General features: G+C 28.7%; 19 protein-coding genes. All 19 read right to left on the bottom strand.

Going from position 1 to position 17,873, the window contains the following annotated elements:
* On the bottom strand, window positions 1–1,053 hold the full coding sequence (locus RMO70_RS09610) for a ketoacyl-ACP synthase III (RefSeq protein ID WP_310556224.1): 1,053 nt from the start codon (window positions 1,051–1,053) through the stop codon (window positions 1–3).
* Window positions 1,054–1,055: 2 nt separating this feature from the next.
* Window positions 1,056–1,286, bottom strand: coding sequence for a phosphopantetheine-binding protein (locus RMO70_RS09615; protein WP_310556225.1), 231 nt, complete (start codon window positions 1,284–1,286; stop codon window positions 1,056–1,058).
* A 12-nt stretch (window positions 1,287–1,298) separates the two neighbouring features.
* Window positions 1,299–2,303 carry a ketoacyl-ACP synthase III gene (locus RMO70_RS09620; protein ID WP_310556226.1) on the bottom strand — a complete coding sequence of 335 codons (1,005 nt, stop codon included), beginning with the start codon at window positions 2,301–2,303 and terminating at the stop codon, window positions 1,299–1,301.
* Between the two features lies 1 nt (window position 2,304).
* The gene (locus RMO70_RS09625; RefSeq protein ID WP_310556227.1) at window positions 2,305–2,907 is read right to left on the bottom strand and encodes a sugar transferase; all 603 of its coding nucleotides are present in this window, start codon (window positions 2,905–2,907) and stop codon (window positions 2,305–2,307) included.
* Window positions 2,897–4,099, bottom strand: coding sequence for a glycosyltransferase family 4 protein (locus tag RMO70_RS09630; RefSeq protein WP_310556228.1), 1,203 nt, complete (start codon window positions 4,097–4,099; stop codon window positions 2,897–2,899). Before RMO70_RS09630 ends, RMO70_RS09625 begins: the two co-directional genes overlap by 11 nt.
* A gap of 2 nt (window positions 4,100–4,101) precedes the next feature.
* Complete coding sequence (gene wecB / locus RMO70_RS09635; RefSeq protein WP_310556229.1) at window positions 4,102–5,241, bottom strand: non-hydrolyzing UDP-N-acetylglucosamine 2-epimerase; 1,140 nt, start codon at window positions 5,239–5,241, stop codon at window positions 4,102–4,104.
* A 6-nt stretch (window positions 5,242–5,247) separates the two neighbouring features.
* On the bottom strand, window positions 5,248–6,366 hold the full coding sequence (locus RMO70_RS09640) for an NAD-dependent epimerase/dehydratase family protein (protein WP_310556230.1): 1,119 nt from the start codon (window positions 6,364–6,366) through the stop codon (window positions 5,248–5,250).
* A gap of 6 nt (window positions 6,367–6,372) precedes the next feature.
* Window positions 6,373–6,798, bottom strand: coding sequence for a WxcM-like domain-containing protein (locus tag RMO70_RS09645; RefSeq protein WP_310556231.1), 426 nt, complete (start codon window positions 6,796–6,798; stop codon window positions 6,373–6,375).
* 2 nt (window positions 6,799–6,800) lie between these two features.
* Window positions 6,801–7,838, bottom strand: coding sequence for a polysaccharide biosynthesis protein (locus RMO70_RS09650; protein WP_310556232.1), 1,038 nt, complete (start codon window positions 7,836–7,838; stop codon window positions 6,801–6,803).
* A 38-nt stretch (window positions 7,839–7,876) separates the two neighbouring features.
* A complete protein-coding gene (locus RMO70_RS09655; RefSeq protein ID WP_310556233.1) occupies window positions 7,877–8,881 on the bottom strand; it encodes a ketoacyl-ACP synthase III in 1,005 nt (334 codons plus the stop codon).
* Window positions 8,882–8,893: 12 nt separating this feature from the next.
* Complete coding sequence (locus RMO70_RS09660; protein WP_310556234.1) at window positions 8,894–9,133, bottom strand: hypothetical protein; 240 nt, start codon at window positions 9,131–9,133, stop codon at window positions 8,894–8,896.
* A gap of 4 nt (window positions 9,134–9,137) precedes the next feature.
* Entirely contained in the window at window positions 9,138–10,238 is a 1,101-nt protein-coding gene (locus RMO70_RS09665) for a hypothetical protein (RefSeq protein WP_310556235.1), read from the bottom strand.
* Window positions 10,229–11,176, bottom strand: a complete 948-nt coding sequence (locus tag RMO70_RS09670; RefSeq protein ID WP_310556236.1) for an AAC(3) family N-acetyltransferase — start codon at window positions 11,174–11,176, stop codon at window positions 10,229–10,231. The genes RMO70_RS09665 and RMO70_RS09670 overlap by 10 nt, the downstream gene beginning before the upstream one ends.
* Window positions 11,177–11,197: 21 nt before the next feature.
* On the bottom strand, window positions 11,198–12,022 hold the full coding sequence (locus tag RMO70_RS09675) for a glycosyltransferase (protein ID WP_310556237.1): 825 nt from the start codon (window positions 12,020–12,022) through the stop codon (window positions 11,198–11,200).
* A gap of 3 nt (window positions 12,023–12,025) precedes the next feature.
* The gene (locus RMO70_RS09680; RefSeq protein WP_310556238.1) at window positions 12,026–13,306 is read right to left on the bottom strand and encodes a glycosyl hydrolase family 28-related protein; all 1,281 of its coding nucleotides are present in this window, start codon (window positions 13,304–13,306) and stop codon (window positions 12,026–12,028) included.
* Between the two features lie 11 nt (window positions 13,307–13,317).
* The gene (locus RMO70_RS09685) at window positions 13,318–14,118 is read right to left on the bottom strand and encodes a glycosyltransferase (RefSeq protein ID WP_310556239.1); all 801 of its coding nucleotides are present in this window, start codon (window positions 14,116–14,118) and stop codon (window positions 13,318–13,320) included.
* On the bottom strand, window positions 14,078–15,271 hold the full coding sequence (locus RMO70_RS09690; protein ID WP_310556240.1) for a hypothetical protein: 1,194 nt from the start codon (window positions 15,269–15,271) through the stop codon (window positions 14,078–14,080). The genes RMO70_RS09685 and RMO70_RS09690 overlap by 41 nt, the downstream gene beginning before the upstream one ends.
* A gap of 100 nt (window positions 15,272–15,371) precedes the next feature.
* On the bottom strand, window positions 15,372–16,799 hold the full coding sequence (locus tag RMO70_RS09695) for a lipopolysaccharide biosynthesis protein (RefSeq protein WP_310556241.1): 1,428 nt from the start codon (window positions 16,797–16,799) through the stop codon (window positions 15,372–15,374).
* Window positions 16,800–16,830: 31 nt separating this feature from the next.
* Window positions 16,831–17,871, bottom strand: coding sequence for an EpsG family protein (locus tag RMO70_RS16920; RefSeq protein ID WP_409025077.1), 1,041 nt, complete (start codon window positions 17,869–17,871; stop codon window positions 16,831–16,833).
* Window positions 17,872–17,873 lie beyond the last annotated feature (2 nt).

Here is a 17,873-nt window from a genome sequence, read left to right on the forward strand (position 1 = left end):
TTATATCTCAATTATCGGAAATATCGTTGCTTTTGCTATATTTAGCATACAATTTCCCCAGTTTAATCCTGAACCATATCCACTCATTAAAATCATTTTGCTTTTTTCTAATTTTTCATAATTTGAGCATATTAATAATGGGATTGACACACCACTAGTATTACCAAAATTACCTATGTTTAGTAGCATTTTTTCTGCTTCAACATCTAGTTTTGCCCCAATTTGCTTGATTATAAATTGATTGGATTGATGTAACAAAAAATAATCAATATCACTTTTTTGAGTATTAGAATATCTAAGGATAGATTCAATACTAGGGGCAATTTCTCTTAAAGTAAAGTCAAAAACTCTTGGTCCATCCATAGCAAGGTTAAGTTTGCTTTTAGAATTCCCTTTTTCGTCCTCATTTTTCAATAAACTTTCAGATGTTATTCCATTTCTGTAACCTCCATCTGGAATCTGAATTGCATCAGCATTGTTGCCATCCGAGAAGAAATTAAAAAATGATTTACTTTCTAAATTTTCAGTATTTTCTATCAATACTGCCGCTGCTCCATCGCCAAAAAGCATAGTTGTACTTCGATCTTTGTTTGATAGTATTTTAGATAAGGTTTCGGCAACTATAAAAAGTACTTTACCTTTTTTTATTGTTTTTGCTAATGCAAATGAGGTACTTAAACCTTGAATAAAACCAGCACAACCAGCGTTTATATCTAAGCACAATGTAGCTTGTTTGAGTCCTAGTTTGTGTTGTAAAATATTTGATGTAAACGGAATTTTATAATCTGGTGTTTGACTCAAAAAAATCAAACAATCTATTTCGTTTTTATTTATTTTATATTTTTCAAACAAATTCTCAGCAGCTTTGAGTCCTAAATCCGATGCTGTTGTGGCATTATCAGCCCATCTTCTTTCTAAAATTCCAACGGTTTTCTCGAATACTCTAATTTCCTTTGGTGATAATAAATCAACAAAAGAATCATTTCCTATTTTATTTTTAGGAACACAAGCACTTATTGCTTTTATTTCAAGACCTTCGAAAACTTGTGTCATAGTTAATTAAATTTGTCTGCGCCTATTCTTTCTATTAATGTATCTATCGTTGATAATGCTTCTAAATCCTTTGCAGTAAGCGTTACATTAAACTCATTAGAAACATATCCTATAAGTAGCATTGCGGTCATAGAATCCCACTCGTCCAAGTCTTTTATATTTGTTGTGTTTTCTAAATTGTTTTCGATTTCTAGCTCTTCTTGTAATCCTACTATAAATTCTTGAATTGTCATATTATACTGCTTTTATAATTTGTTATTTATATTTATTAGCCCACCTGACCAGGACAAACCTACACCAAAACCTATAATTATTATATTTTGGGAGGTCTTTATTGATTGGCTATATTTTTTTAGAGCAATAGGTATAGTACATGAAACCGTATTCCCTCCATCTTCTAAATTTATATAAAATTTTTCTGGATTAATTTTTAGTTTTTTTCTCATAAAATTTAGCATAAATTTATTAGCTTGATGAAACACATATTGACTTGCATTATCTGTTTCTATATTATTTTTAGCTAAAACTTCTTTTGTGAAATCTGGAATCACTTCATTTGTAAAGTTGAAAACTTCTGGCCCATTCATATACAAATGATTGTTTGTATACTTGTTTTCGGTGCCATATTCAATTTCCGATGGGTTTTCTTCTAATGGAAATTTACTAGCTCCATTTCTTACAATCAATTTATCATAACCAGATCCATCAGTACCAAAGAGAAATTCTCCTATATTTTCTTCTTCAGAAAACGAAATTAAAGTTGCCGCAGCTGCATCTCCAAAAATGGCTCTATTAGACCGATCTTTAGGATGTAAGTATTTTGAATAGGTTTCGGCAGTAACTAAAAGTATATTTTTGGCTTGACCAGAATTTATTAATGCTTTAGCAAAACTAACTCCATAAGTAAATCCAGAGCATCCTAAATTAAAATCAAAGGCTCCTATATTTTTTCTTAAACCAAGTTCACCCTGCAAGATACAAGCTGTTGTAGGTAAAAAATATTCTGGACTTTGTGTACAATACAAAATATAGTCTATATCATTTTTGTTACAGTTTTCAAATAATTTTGAGCATGCTTTTTTTGCTAAATCGAAAGCAGTTTCATTTTCTTCAACCCAATATCTATTTTTTATGCCAACTTTATCTTCAAATTTAGCAAAATCGTAATCGGGGAATTGTTTTTGCAAATCGTCATTTGAGATTTTCTGCTTTGGAAAAACATATTCTATTGCCTTTATTGTTGCTCCCATATTAGTTCCCAATAAACGGTTCAGTTAAACTTACATCATTTGGATTTATTCCATCTGATTTCAATACTTTAATAATCGTCAAATATATAATTTTAAAATCTATCTTAAAAGAAATATTTTCTACATACCAAACGTCATATTCAAATTTTTTTTCCCAAGATATTGCATTACGTCCATTCACTTGTGCCCAACCTGTTATTCCTGGCTTGACTTCATGCCGTCTATTCTGAAAATTGCTATACAAATGTAGGTATTGTGGTAATAAAGGGCGAGGTCCTACTAGACTCATATCTCCCTTCAAAACATTAATTAATTGTGGAATTTCATCAAGTGATGTTTTACGAACAAAGCTTCCTATATTTGTTAACCTTTCAGCATCTGACAATAAATTTCCAAAAGAATCTTTTTTGTCATTCATAGTTTTGAACTTAATAATCTTAAAAATTTTACCTTTTTTACCCGGTCTTTCTTGAAAAAAAAATGGTTTTCCTTGGTTGGCAAAAAACAAGGCAATTGTTACAAAAATAAATATTGAAGAAAAAATCACAATAGCTATAATTGAGGCAAAAATATCAAATATCCTTTTAAAAAACTTACTGTACATTATCTAATCGATTAGTTATTTTTTTATATGAAACTTCTATGTGATATTCTTCTAGTAGTAATTTTTTGGCATTTTCTCCCATCATATCAGTGTTTGCAATGCAATTTTGAATTGCTGTTTTCATCTCATCAATAGCGCCAGTGGCTACCCATACGCCACAGTTCGCTTCTTCAATCACTTTGCCAATATCTGAATTCACATCCGTGGCTGCAATTACTGGCATTTTCATTTCAAGATACGATAGCAATCGTGATGGAAAATTAGGTATAATAAAATCTTTATGCAAAAAAATAAGTCCAATATCGCAAGCGCCTAATAATAAATCATAATCCTTTTTAGGAAGTGATTGAATCAATTTTGCATTTCTAGGATCGTTGTTTGAAAACCATTTTTCAACTTTATCAAATTCCGTCCCATTTCCAACAATTAAATAAAAAATGTTTTCAATAGCAATTTTTTCAATAGTTTCTAATAAAAATTCTAGTCCTTGCGGTTTCCCTAGATTTCCACCATAGACCAAAATCTTTTTATCTAACGGCAAATCGTATTTTGCACGAATTTCCTTTTTTTCATTATCAGAATACTCTATAAACTTAGGCTCTATGGAATTGGGATTTACTTCTACTTTTTCAGCTTTTATTTCTTGATTGTGTTGCAATACAAAATCAACATTTGCTTGCGACATACACCCTATAGCGTCCGATATTTGATATAATTTCTTTTCTTTTTTAACAAACATTTTATGCAAAAGGCTTCCTGCTTTTATCATTTTCATATCCACTGCATTTTGCGGAAAAATATCTTTTAGCAACAAATAGGCGAAAGCATTATCTCGTTTTTTAATAAAATGAATCACTTTATAAAAAGTAATTGGCGGAGTTGAATACAGGACTAAATCGAATTTAGAATCACTTAAATACTTTTTTATAGCAGCTAAATACTGGTATTCAATAGCTAAAGTGCCTATTCCTTTTTCAAGAACATTTGTCTTTTGTATATTCAGCGTTTTTACTTGTAATAGCTTTACATTGCCAACTTCTTTCAAATTTGTGGCTACTTTTTTTCTTCTCTCCATGGGAGTAACAATAGTCACATTATGACCTTCATTTACAAATTTTCTTAGTAAATCTTGATAAATCCCTCTTTCTTGAATGGAATTTATTTCGACTAATGTCAAAAATAATACATTCATTCTTAGTTGTTTTTACTCCAAACTACCCTGTTTACATAATCAGTATAACTCAAAATGATTCGTACCATTTTTTGAGAAACATTAGGCATCGAATAATCTGCTACGCTTCTGAAATTTCTATTTTTACCTACTTCTTGTTGCTGTAATTGTACTAATCCTTGCATAATTCTTTCAGGCGACAATCCTACCATCATAACCGATGCCTCTTCCATAGCTTCTGGTCTTTCGTGAGCATCACGAATGTTTAACGCTCTGAAATTAAGTGTAGAGCTTTCTTCAGAAATGGTACCACTATCAGATAAAACAGCATACGATCGCATTTGCAATGCATTATAATCGTGAAACCCTAGTGGTTTTAAAAACTGAACTTCAGGTCGCACTTGGATTTGCATTTTATCAATCATATTTCTAGTTCTTGGATGTGTAGAAACGATTATTGGATAGCCAAATTTTTCGGCTATTTGATTCAAACTTTCCATTAAACCTCTAAAATTTTTCTCAGAATTGATATTTTCTTCTCTATGTGAGGATACTACAAAATATTTTCCTTCTTCAAGATTCAATCTTGACAACACATCGGATTTTTCAATTTGTGGTAAATAATGATGTAGCACTTCAAACATAGGCGAACCTGTTTTGATAATTCTATCGGCTGGCAAACCTTCCCGCAATAAATATTCTCTAGCTATGTCGCTGTAAGTCAAATTAATGTCTGAGGTGTGGTCTACAATTTTACGATTGGTTTCTTCTGGAACTCGCTGGTCAAAACAACGGTTTCCTGCTTCCATGTGAAAAATGGGGATTTGTCTTTTTTTGGCAGGAATAGCGCACAAACAACTGTTGGTATCTCCTAAAACTAAAAATGCATCGGGTAGGATATCTTCTAGCAATGGATCAATTTTTATTAAAATATTACCAACCGTTTCAGTCGCTGTTTTTCCAGCAGCTTCCAAGAAATAATCTGGTTTTCTAAGTCCTAAATCATCAAAGAAAATTTGATTGAGTTCGTAATCATAATTTTGACCTGTATGAACAATAATATGTTCAATTGCTTCAGATTCGTCTAATGCCATAAGCACTCTAGACAAACGTATTATTTCTGGACGGGTTCCAACGACCGTCATTACTTTTAATTTTTTCATATTGTTTTATACGTTTTCAAAATAGGTATCGGCATCTTCAGGATTATAAGGTTCGTTTATCCAAAAAATGGTAAACAATTCTTCGTTGCCAATATTCTTAATATTGTGTGTGTACCAAATGGGCATATCTACAAATGCAGGATTTTCTCCATCTAGATAAAAATCCAATACTTCAGAAGTTCCAATTTTTCGAAGTTGAATTAATGCTTTACCTTTTATAACTGCGAAACGCTCAATTTTTCGAGTGTGGTAATGATTGCCTCTTGTAATTCCTGGCACTGTTGTAGAGTAGGAAACTTGCCCACCCATTCCTAATCTAATTACTTCAACAAAAGCACCACGTGGGTCAATATTTTGAGTAAATAAAACTGGATAATGATTTTTTAAATCGAAATAGCAACGAAATGTATTAAACAAATTAAAATCGAAAATACTATTAAGCGCTGGCACTTCACTTTTATCTAAATATGTCGATTTAAAATGATTCAATTTTGATAAAACTTCAGACACTTTATTGGTTGAAGTATGAGCAACTTCATATATCTCGTTAGTTTCCGCTACTTTTATTTGACTTATAATTTCTTTAACTAATTCGCCAACATAAATCAATTTTACTTCACCATCATTATCAATTACTGGTGTTTCTCCGTGCGTGAGTTTGTGACAGAATGTGGCAATGAATGAATTGTAATTAGGCATTCCAAATGGACCAAAAACATTAGTAATAATCATTCCTGTGAATTTACCATTATTGTTTTTTGCCCAATTGGCTAATATTTCTCGTCCTTCTTTTTTAGATTTTCCGTACCAATTTTCTTTTTCTTCTTGTGATGATGATGAAAATAAAACGTGTGCCTTAGAATCAGTTCGTTCTAAAGAAGCGGCTAGTCGTTTTACTAGTTCGATATTGGTTTCGTAGATAAATTCTTGGCTTTCGTGACGGTTCATTGCCGCTAAATGCACAATAACATCGCATTGTTGCACAAAAGAGTCCAGTAAATTTGGTTCATCAAAAAACTCTTTTTTAAATTCGATTCGTTCAAAATCATTTGGCGCTAGACCAAGAGTGTTGTATAAGTAATTACCTACAAATCCATTTTGCCCAGTGATTCCAATTTTTTTCATTTTAATTTATATTTTTGAACATTCAAACTGCTCTAGAGCAAATTTATATTCGTCATTGATTTCTCCTACATTATAATCCGCCATAACTAATAATTTCGAGCCCAATTCTTGAGACTGAATACAGGTAACATAGCCTGAAGGAATATGAAGCGCATCCAATGTTTCTGATGTTAATTCAAAAAGTAATGGTTTCAAATTTTCTGAAGGGTTTTCCCAATTGTCAATTTCTAAAAGCATTATTTCAAATTTTCCGGAAATTACTGAAAACCAACGTTGTTCTATTTTATGCCCTTGCCATCCTCTTTTCAATTGATTATCTGCATTTTCGATAATGTAAACTCGTTTAATTTCCGATAAATCGAAGTCGTTATTGTACTTCAAATTTCCTCGAACATCTTTATGAATATTTCCTTTAATTAGTTTTGGCAACATAATTATTCTGGATATTGTCTTATATCTTCTTCTCCCAAAGCTTCTTTTCTGATGAGTGGAAGTTTTAAAAGTAATTTTTTCATTCCTTCCACATCTTCTTGTTTGGTGTTATGGGAATGATAATCTTCAATTTTCGAAATATCTACTTCGCCTTCAGAAAAATATTGAGCATAGTTTAAATCTCGGTTATCGGCAGGAATTCTATAAAAATCGCCCATATCTTCTGCTTTGACCATTTCTTCTCTTGTACAAAGCGTTTCATAAAGTTTTTCGCCGTGACGTGTGCCTATTATTTTGATTGCAGTATCTGCTTTAAACATTTCTTTTAAGGCTTGAGCTAAATCGCCAATGGTTCCTGCTGGTGCTTTGTTGACAAATAAATCTCCTGAATTTCCGTGTTCGAAAGCAAAAAGAACCAAATCTACTGCTTCTTCTAATGACATTAGAAAACGAGTCATGTTGGGATCTGTAATTGTAATATCCTGTCCGCTTTTAATTTGTTTGACAAACAAAGGAATCACAGATCCACGAGAAGCCATAACGTTACCATATCTGGTCAAACAAACAGTTGTTTTGTCTAAATTTCTGGAGGCCGCAACAGCCACTTTTTCCATCATTGCTTTAGAAATTCCCATAGCATTAATAGGGTATGCAGCTTTGTCTGTACTCAAACAGATTACTTTTTTGACTTCGTGTTTTACTGCGGCATCAATCACGTTTTGGGTTCCCATCACATTAGTCCTAACGGCTTCCATTGGGAAAAATTCGCATGAAGGCACTTGCTTGAGTGCTGCTGCGTGAAAAACAAAATCTACTCCTCGCATCGCTCTTTCGATACTGCTTGAATCTCTTACATCGCCAATGTAAAACTTAAGTTTTTCATTTTTATAAAGGGTTCGCATATCATCTTGCTTTTTTTCATCGCGAGAAAAAATACGTATTTCTTTGAAATGATCTGTGTTTAAAAACCTATTAAGAACTGCTGTTCCGAAAGAACCCGTTCCTCCAGTTATGAGAAGTGTTTTGTTTTTTATATCCATTTTTTTTGTAAAATAAAATTGGTGTTTACCTTTTATTATTAAAATTCTAGCACTGTAGCACCATAAGAATATCCTACACCAAACCCTGCAATAAGAACCTTAGACCCTTTAATTATTTTTTTGGTTTTTAAAGCCTCAGACATTGCTATTGGTATTGTTGAAGAAACGGTATTGCCAATGTTTTCAAAATGCATAAAAAATTTATCTATGGGAATATTGATTTTTCTTCGAATATAATCTAACATAAATTTATTTGCTTGATGAAAAATAAACAAATCGATATCATCTAAGGACAATTCGTTTTTAGTAAGACAATCTTGAACTAAAACTGGAACTGATGCTGTAGTAAATTTGAAAATTTCTTGCCCATTCATATAAAGGTTATTGTCATTACTTTCAAATACATTATCAGAATACACATTTATTGCATTGCGTTCAGGGAATCTGACAGCTCCATTTTTTACTATAAGATTTTCTGCACCCGCTCCATCTGTTCCAAAAATAAATTTACCAATTGAACCAGAACTTGCATCTGAAGAAATTAAACAAGCTGCAGCGGCATCTCCAAAAATAGTTCTATTTGATTTATCTTCTTTATTTATAAATTTAGTATATGTTTCTGAGGTTATTAAAAGAATGTTTTTAGCAGTACCACCAGCAATCAAACCATTGGCTAATGCTAAACCATACACAAACCCAGAACATCCTAAATTAAAATCTAAAGCACCACAACTTGTTGGCAGCCCTAACTTATCTTGAACTATACATGCTGTTGTGGGTAAAAAATAATCAGGGCTTTGTGTACATAAAAGCACAAAATCTATTTTATTTTTGTCTATAGAATGTTCTTTGAATAAATTTTGGGCTGCTTGAATAGCTAAATCGCTCACAAACTGATCGTCTGAAGAAATTCTTCTTTCAAAAATACCTGTTTTAGTTGATATTTTCTCGGCACTCCATTCAGGAAATTCATCATTCAAATTCTCATTTGTTAATTTATTTTCTGGTAGATAAATTGAAACTGCACTGATATATGAATTCATTATCAATTAGTATTAAGATTTATCTTTATTAGCAATTATATAGTCAAATAGAGCTAACGGAGATTCTAATTTATCTAAATCCTCTTTCTTTAATGTAATTTTATATTCGTCTTCAACAAAGGCAATAATTGAAAATCTTGTAAGAGAATCCCATGTATCAAGACCTTTGAAATTTGTTTCCATTGTCAATTTTATCGCATCTGATTCTTCAAATTGTATTTTAAGTCCTGTTAAAAAAATATCTTCTTTCATATAATTATGTATTAATTTTATAGATTTCTGTATCTAAATTATTCTTTTTTAAACTGATATTAAATGTAAATAAAAAATTTGTATCATTTATTCCTGTTGGAAAAGTTATTGCACCAAACTGAAATAAAATAAAAGGGTAAATATCTTTTTTGTTTTTGGATAAAACACTAAATCCTTTTTGTAAATTTCCGCCAACAATGTGAGAATAAGCTTCTTTTATTCCAGGACCAGGCACTTTGTCTAAAAATTGCATAAATTTCCCTTTAGAAATACTATCTCCTTCAACTGAAGTGGAAAAAAACAAATCATTTTTAACTTTACAACCATAAATCGCTGGACCATTTATCTCGCAAATAAAATCAGAAACCCATTGAGAATCTTTTTCGTGTAAAATCCGTATTGAATTGGTTTCAAATTGACTATCGGTTGCATATATAATTCCTTTCTCTTCTGGAAATGCAACACAAGATCTAAAGATTTGCTCTCCAATAAGGATTGATTTTACATCTTGAAAATTATTTTTCGCCATCCAAATACCCGAAGCTTTATCAAAATCCCCCGTTAATATCCATAAACAATCTCTAAATTTATCTGGAACTATTGCATGAATATGCTCAATGGTGCCCTCAGGAAAGGTATAAACAATTTCCCAATTAGTGCTTTCTTGTCTTTTGTAAATATGTACAGATTTACGTTCAAAATTAGCAAAATATTCCCCAAAATAAAGTGCGTTTTCAAAATTATTTATAGCTTCTACTTTTGCAATATTTAGCGGTCTATTTCCTCTTGGAATATTGAATGTTACTTGATGTGTTTTTTCTAGAATGTTTATTTCATAAAATTTTTTATCAAAAACAACCAACAATTTGTTTTCTGAAATAGGCAAAGCATAACGAACACCAAGCCTTAAAACCCTTGAAACTATCCCTACTTTTGAAAAAAGGGTTAAAACAGGAGAGTATGGAAGTGTAATTAACAACTTTTTTTGGTTAGTTGATACATCATAAATGTAAAGTTTGTTACTTTTTGAAATAAGCATTTCGTTTTCATTTATAAAAGTCAACGTAATAAAATTTTTCAATTTTAAACTAAATTCTAATTCCATAATTTTTTTAAATTAAAATAAGGATAACCGTTTTTGTTTTTTGAGTTTAAAAAATCTATAAGTTCTTTAGAATTAATTACTTCTACTAAAACTCCGTCTACAGTTGTGGTTTTTAATATTCCAGCTCTTAAAAGATCTCTACACAGTGTCCTTTCTGCAAAATGCAAAGTTCCCCATTTTGGTTTTCGTTCATTTACTTTAATGATCTTTTGAAAATCATTGTCTATAACTTGGAATTGTCTTTCTCGATACCAATCTTTAATAGGCCATTTGCTCCCCATAATTTCTTCGGCAACGTGCATAATTGTTAGGCTATGTGTTAGATCTGTTCCTAAACCTACAATAATGGCATTATTATCAACACAGTATTTCCAAGAAGAATTAACACCGCAACTTGAATTTAATTCGTTAACAATGTTGTTTTCAATCATTTTATCAGCGTGAAAACCAATGGCTACAATTGGATTAATAGGAAATCTACTAATTTTGGCTTCTTTGTGTTTTAACATAAAGAAAGGCAAAACGCCTGTCCAAACTCTTGATTTATGAACATTATAATTAACTATTTGATTGCTATAATCAGCCGTTAGATAATTATCTTTTACCTTTTCTTCTGGAAAAATCCTTGAAGAATTCATAGCAAGAGTACCATCTTTTCCTACTAAGTCTAGTAATTCATCAATTATTTTTTTTGGCGAGTTACCTGTTCCCTCAAGCACTTCGTATGAACCGTGTAAAACCAAAATACTGCCTGTATGTATACCAAATTTTTGCAATTGATCCTTTATCTTATCAAAATCTCTTAATTGATTAAATTGGGGTTTTGTTTTTTTAAATTTTGAAATTAAATCCCTATTACTCCAATAAAACTTTCTAATTAAAAGTTCTAAATAAGGTGACATTGATAAAATTTTATTTGTAATACCTGTATTTGCCATTATATATTTTATTTCAAAACATTATTGAATATGTTTTAAATTTTTTAAATAGTATTTAAATGAATCTTGAGAAAATTTATAAAGTGTTTTAGAAGGAACTTTGCCTATTGAGGAATGATCGTGGTGATTTACTATTAAATCAGGACAATATAATGTTACTCCATTTCCACTTAACACTTGATTAGCTAGGATACCTTCTTCCCCCATTAAAAATACTGGAGCATCTAATTCATTGAAAATATTAAAAAAAGACTTTGTTAAAATATAACAAGCTCCATAGCCCATTAAAATTTCTTGCTCTTTATCGTTATTAACTCGATCTTCCTTAACAAGTTTTGTTCTCAATTTATTGTAAACAAACTGAACAAAAATGCCAATGTAATAATTACTAAAAAATATTTTTCGATATAAATTTTGAATTGGTGAAAATTTTGTAACAATGTGTGGGTTCTGATGAACACCGTCTAATCTTATTATGTTGGGAGCAATAACAAAAACTTCATTTTTTATTTTTTTAGATTTTAAGTTGTTTATAAAATTCTCATCAAAAATAAGATCATTATTTCCAATTACAAAATAGTCGAATTCTGATTTTTCTAGATAATTCATTCCTAAATTAAGTCCTTTGAAATAGCCTAAATTAGAATTTGATTTTAATAAAATAACATTGTCGTTTTTTAAACAATTTATATATACGCTTAATCCGTTAACATCGTTTTCTTCTGAGGCATTATCAACCACTATTATTTTTACATCGTAGTTCTTTTTTATATCAAGAACATTGACAATATAATCTTGGGTTATTTTTGAATTGTTGTAGTTAACACAAACAAAGGCTGTTTTCATATTCTAATTATTTTGGGTAACGAGTTTGTTATTAACTGAAAGTCCTTTTTCTAAGAAATTACTCCTTATATGATTGTTATAGTTTGAATTAATTATTTTAATATCTAAGGTGTTAAAATTAGTAAATGAGTTTTCGCAAATAATAATCCTGTCATACTCACCTATGGTTAGAATGCCATAATTACATTTGGCATCTTTATATGCTAGGATATCTACATTACTAATTTTAACACCTCTAATTTGATTGTGATATATACTGTTATTGATTTTTACAGCTGCTTCTCCATGAGTAGTACTCATAGCTATATAACCTCCAGATATCTGCCAGTTAGTAGATGGTCCGTTACCTGTTTCTAATAAAATAGCGTTTTTTCCAATAAAATCTAAAATATTTGAACAAAGATAGATATTATTAGTATATATCGCATGAATTGCAATTTCTGCCCCAAAAATTAGATTATTAGTAATCATAAAGCCTTCTGTTGGATAATTGGAATCGCTAAAAAATATTCCTTTTGAATCCTCTCCTTCAACATTTATACTTGAATTTATTATATTGTTATTTACTGATGTTCCCAATATTTCAATTCCTCTATTTGAAAATATAGTTTTGACATTATCAAATAATGAATCCCACATCCAGAAAACTCTTATTGATATATAAAATCCATCTATTAGCAAATCTCTGAAAATGTTTGTGTAAGCACGATTACTGTTTGTTCCTAATATATCTATTGCTACAAAATTATTTTTCTTATTAGAGAATCTTGTTGCTTGGTTAATACTAATTTTTTCTATAATTATATTTTTGGGGTTCTCTTTTAAAACAAACCCATTACAATTTAAAAAATTAATTCCGCATGATCCCATACCATCCCCATATATGTATAATGGTCCATTTATATACAATTCTTTGGTTGACAAATAAGACCGCTCAGGTCTTGAAAGGTATAGTGTTTTTTTGTGTTCTACGCATAAATCTAAGGCAGTTTGTAAGGCTAAACTATCGTTGGTAATTCCATCACCTATTGCACCAAAATCTTTTATATCTAATCTTGTTGCTTTATTGTAATAGTATGAGTTGTTTTGTTTTATATATATTAAACCATCGCACATATCATCAATTATGGATTCGCCATTTGGTTTTTTTGTGCATTTTATATAATCATTACCCAACAAAATGGTTTTGGAGTTTAGTTCTTTACTTTTTTTGAATTTTGTTACATTTACAAATGGTAAGGCTAGAAATGATGCTACTGAATATAAAAATAATTTTCTGTCCATTTTTTTAAAATTTAATTACTGAACAAACCTTTAAAGAAAAACTTAATTTTTTTAAAATCTCTTTCTAATGCAATTAGTTTTAGTAAATGAAGGACAAAAAAAAGATTTTTTTTTGCGATAAAAAAAGGAAAACTTTTAAGGTATTTTAATGTTATTTTTTTATGATTCCTTGCAATATAATAATTTCTAAAAGCGTTGTGAGAAACATAATTAATATAACCTATTTGCTTCTGGGTTCCTAATTCATGATTTATTTCTATACCATCGTAAATTGCAACTTTGTACCCGTTTTTAAGTATTCGCAAACAATATTCAAAATCGACTGAGTCTATAAAATATTCTTCATTAAACCCTCCTATATCTTTATATAGTTGCATTCTAAATATGGCACAACTTTGAATAATTACATATTTAAATTGAATTTTTCCACTTTGTTTAATTGATTGGTTGTTTCTTGAAAAAACTGGCCCGATTACTCCAATTTCTTTATTAACCAAAAGTAATTCTCTTAATTTAAAAATTGTGCTATCAGGTATTAAGGTATCTTGATCAAATGTAACAAAGAATTCAAAGTTAATTTTTTCGCATTCTAGCACAATATTATATGCTTTACCAAGTCCTAAATTAAGATTACTTTTTATCAGCACAATAGAATTATCGAGGACACTTTCAATCTGAGATATATTATTAGAATTATTATCAAAAATATATAATTTTGAAACCTGAGCTAAGATTAGTTCAATGTTTTTTTTTAGCGTTAAGAGATCAGGATTATATGTTACTAATATACCCAAAACTTTGTTTTGCATCATCTTGTGAAAGTCTTATTAAAATTGCTAATGGTATCGTATAATCAAAACTACTTAACCAGTATGGGTTTGTACTACTGGCTAATAATAAAGAAATTATCCCTAATAAAATACCTTTTTTCTTTATTTCATCATTTACTGTTAAAGTTAGCGATTTATATAGAAGGTATAAATGATATAGTATAAAAAAAAACGCAAAAGGTATACCCATAACAAAGAATAGGTAATAATATGATTTCTCATAGGCAGTTTCAAAATCAACATTCCTAATATAATCATTCATATAAGCTCCTAAACCATGACCAAAAATTGGCTTTTGATAAATATGCGTCTCAAAATAATAAACTTGTTCTTCGCGTACTTCAGAATCTCCAGATGAACTAATCGCTTCTTGAAATCTAATGATAACAGCGCTAGGATCAAAATTTTCAAATTTTGTAGTATCGAGTACAAAATAAGCAATTAAGGTAATTACAATTAAATATTTATAAAAACGTCTAAAATGATATAATATTAATAATATAAAAGGCAAAACAAGAATTCTTCTACCGCTAATTAATGAAAAAATGAATAAAAAAATAAAAAAATAAAAAGACAATTTATTGAATTTTAATTTATTAAGATTTATAAAGCATATTGGAACAATAAAAATAAGATAGGAAAGAGACGAATTAATAAGATGTATAAAACCTTCATACACCCCAACCTCCTCTTCATCGGCATAAAAAACGGTATTAATATTAAATGATATCATTCCAAATCCATATAATAATGATAATACTCCATTAATGGCGATTAATATTATTGCAATCCATGAAGAATTATAAATAATTTCTATTAGGTCATCTTTTTTAAAAATTTGTAAAATTAATACTATAAGCAAAGGAAATAAAAAGTAAATCTTAATCCCTTCAAAAACATAGGAAACATTGTTACCATAAATACCTGCTGTAAAAAGTGGAATTAAAAAAAAAAGTAAGTATGATAATATTCTATTTGCAAAATCCTTTTTAATTTTTAATTGAAACAAAAATAATAATATCATAACAGCCAGAACAACTATTTTTATCCCTTGAATTGTTCTTGGAAATGAAAATACCAAAACCAATAATAAATATAAAACATAATGATGTGTCTTTAATTTTAGTTTGTTCAATTTGTTTGTTTTTTAATGAATCATTTGAATTTAATAAGCAACTATAGAACTAGCTTATTACTATTTGTGATTGAAAATATTTCTACTTAGTAATATTATTTTATTTTTTAAATTTTAATATTTCTCTTATTTCTGGTGTGCTTAACAATATAAACAAAGTAAAGCATGCAAAAATAACAATTTTATATGTGTAAAAAGTTTCTTGGTACAAAAAATAATGTGTGATCAAATAAGTAAAAAAGATAACTAAAATGTTTTTCATCACAAAAAAATAAGAAATCTTTAGTAAGAATATTTTTCTTGAAAAATTATACACAACAAAACAATATAAAAATTGAGAAAAAACAGATATAATACAAGAGGCCTTAACACCATAGCGAGGAATAAAAATAATATTTAAAATCAAACTAACGATAGCTACTCCTAATGCAATTTTTGTCATTAACATAGTTTTTCCTTTTGCCTCTAATCCTTTATGTAAAAACATTGAAACAGCACTAAAAAAAACAGACAAAACAACCAAAAACATTAATGAATTTTCTAGCATATATTTTTTTTCAACTATCTTGCTTAAAAACCAATCTCCTAATAACAATACGGCAATAAAAATTGGAGTAAAAAAAGTAATTAACAAAACAATGTTTTTTACAATAATCTTTTCAATTATACTCTTATCCGCATTGCTACTAGACAAACTCATTATCACAGGATGTGATGCCATTAATAAAGGATTCGTTATAAATGCAGATAATCCAAGTGACAAATCTCGAAAAGAAGCATAATTCCCAACTAGATTTGTAACGTTAAAATATTTAAATAAAATCCTATCTCCAATTGAAAAAAATTGAAATAAAAAAAACCATAAACATACTGGTAATCCATAAAAAAGGATTTTTCTTGCTGTTTCTAAATTAACAGAATTGTAATTCGCTTTTTTCAATAACATAATGTATATTTTGTCAGAATACACTATATACAGCACTGGAATCATATAACTTATAAAATAAATAAATAAAACTATCTCTATATTTTCTCTAAAATGTAAAAAACAGTATAAAAAACCCAACAATTGAATTACACTTTGAATAATAGAGGCTTTAATTTGAATTAAAATACGCCTTTCAGCTTGTAAAAAACTGTAAAGCAAGCCTATAAAAGTCTGGGAAAACAACATTAAAATCCCTATAAATATTTGCGAAATACTTTCTAAACCTATATAGCAAACTATAAAAAAGCCAATAACTCCTAAGAAATATAAAATTAGTTGTATGACAATCATATTCATTTTTAACACATCAATTTTGTTATTCAAGTTATACTCAGGATAAAAATATATCACAGAACTATTTATCCAACCACTAATCAATTGTCCAAACAACAAAATTGTTGCCATTACAAAAGCGTAGTTAGAAAATAACCCTAAGGATAGGGTTCTTGTTAAAAAAAAAATAGTTAGCACCCCAGATAGAGCTGTAAATATCTTTACAATCAAATATTTTAGAACATCGTTATTTAAGCTTTTTTTCATATTTTATTTATTTTATAAAAATTGAACCAATCTAATTCAATAAAAAATTATTTTTAAAAAGTGGAAAAAGAGTTATCTCTTTTACTAAAAAAATGAAAATGAAAAACAAGATTAACAAATAACAAAAATATGCCAATTTTAATTTTATTTTAGAATTGTTCACAAATAAGATATTAATAATAAAAACTGCATTTACGATAGATATATTAAAAAGTATTCTAACAAAGACACCCAATTCATAAAACACTACTATTAGAAACAACATTAGAATGTTACAATTTAAAATTAGAATGTTGTTTCTTTTACCTTCTTCAATTTGAGTGCAATTAACGCTTTTAAAAATATAAAAAACCAAAATTAAATTTATAATTAGTAGTGAAGAATATAAAAAAAACAAAGGAAATCCAGTGGCATAAAACAAAACTTTTTCTTTTGAATATAGCGATAAAATATAGAAAATAAAATGATGAGAGATAGAAACTAATAGTAATAAACAAACTACTATTAATGAGATAGTTTTAATTTTTAATTCTTTTTCTCTAAATGCCAATAAAAAAATTAAATAAAAAATTGAAGAAATATGTATGGTTGAAGCCAAGATAACAAAAAAAATAAATTTTAATTTATAGTGTCTTTCATTCTTTAAAACACAATGCAGCCCTTGTAACACAATTGCAAATGCTAAAAAATTTCTTAAAATTACATATTCAAAAGGAAAAAAAAACCAAAAAAAACAAACTGCTAAAAGAGCTGGAAAATGAGAAAATACAAAAAAAAATCGAAACACTAAAAGCAATATAATACCAGAAATAGATATTAAAAATTGTTGAAAATTTAAATCTAATGCTTTAAAAAAATACATCAAAAAACAATAACCTCCTTCAAATTTAAAAAAAACCAATTCATCTATTGGAACATTATATAGTCTTTGATACATAGGATAATCAGCATTCCAAAAATTAAATCCAAAAAGCAACCACATCAAAACAAATACAATAACCAATAAAACCTTTGATTTTTTATAAAAGAAAGAAGCAACGGAAAAAATTAAACTTATTAAAAATGCTAACATTA

This window comes from Flavobacterium sp. (assembly GCF_031422135.1).
In the GTDB taxonomy this organism is placed as follows: Bacteria; Bacteroidota; Bacteroidia; order Flavobacteriales; family Flavobacteriaceae; genus Flavobacterium.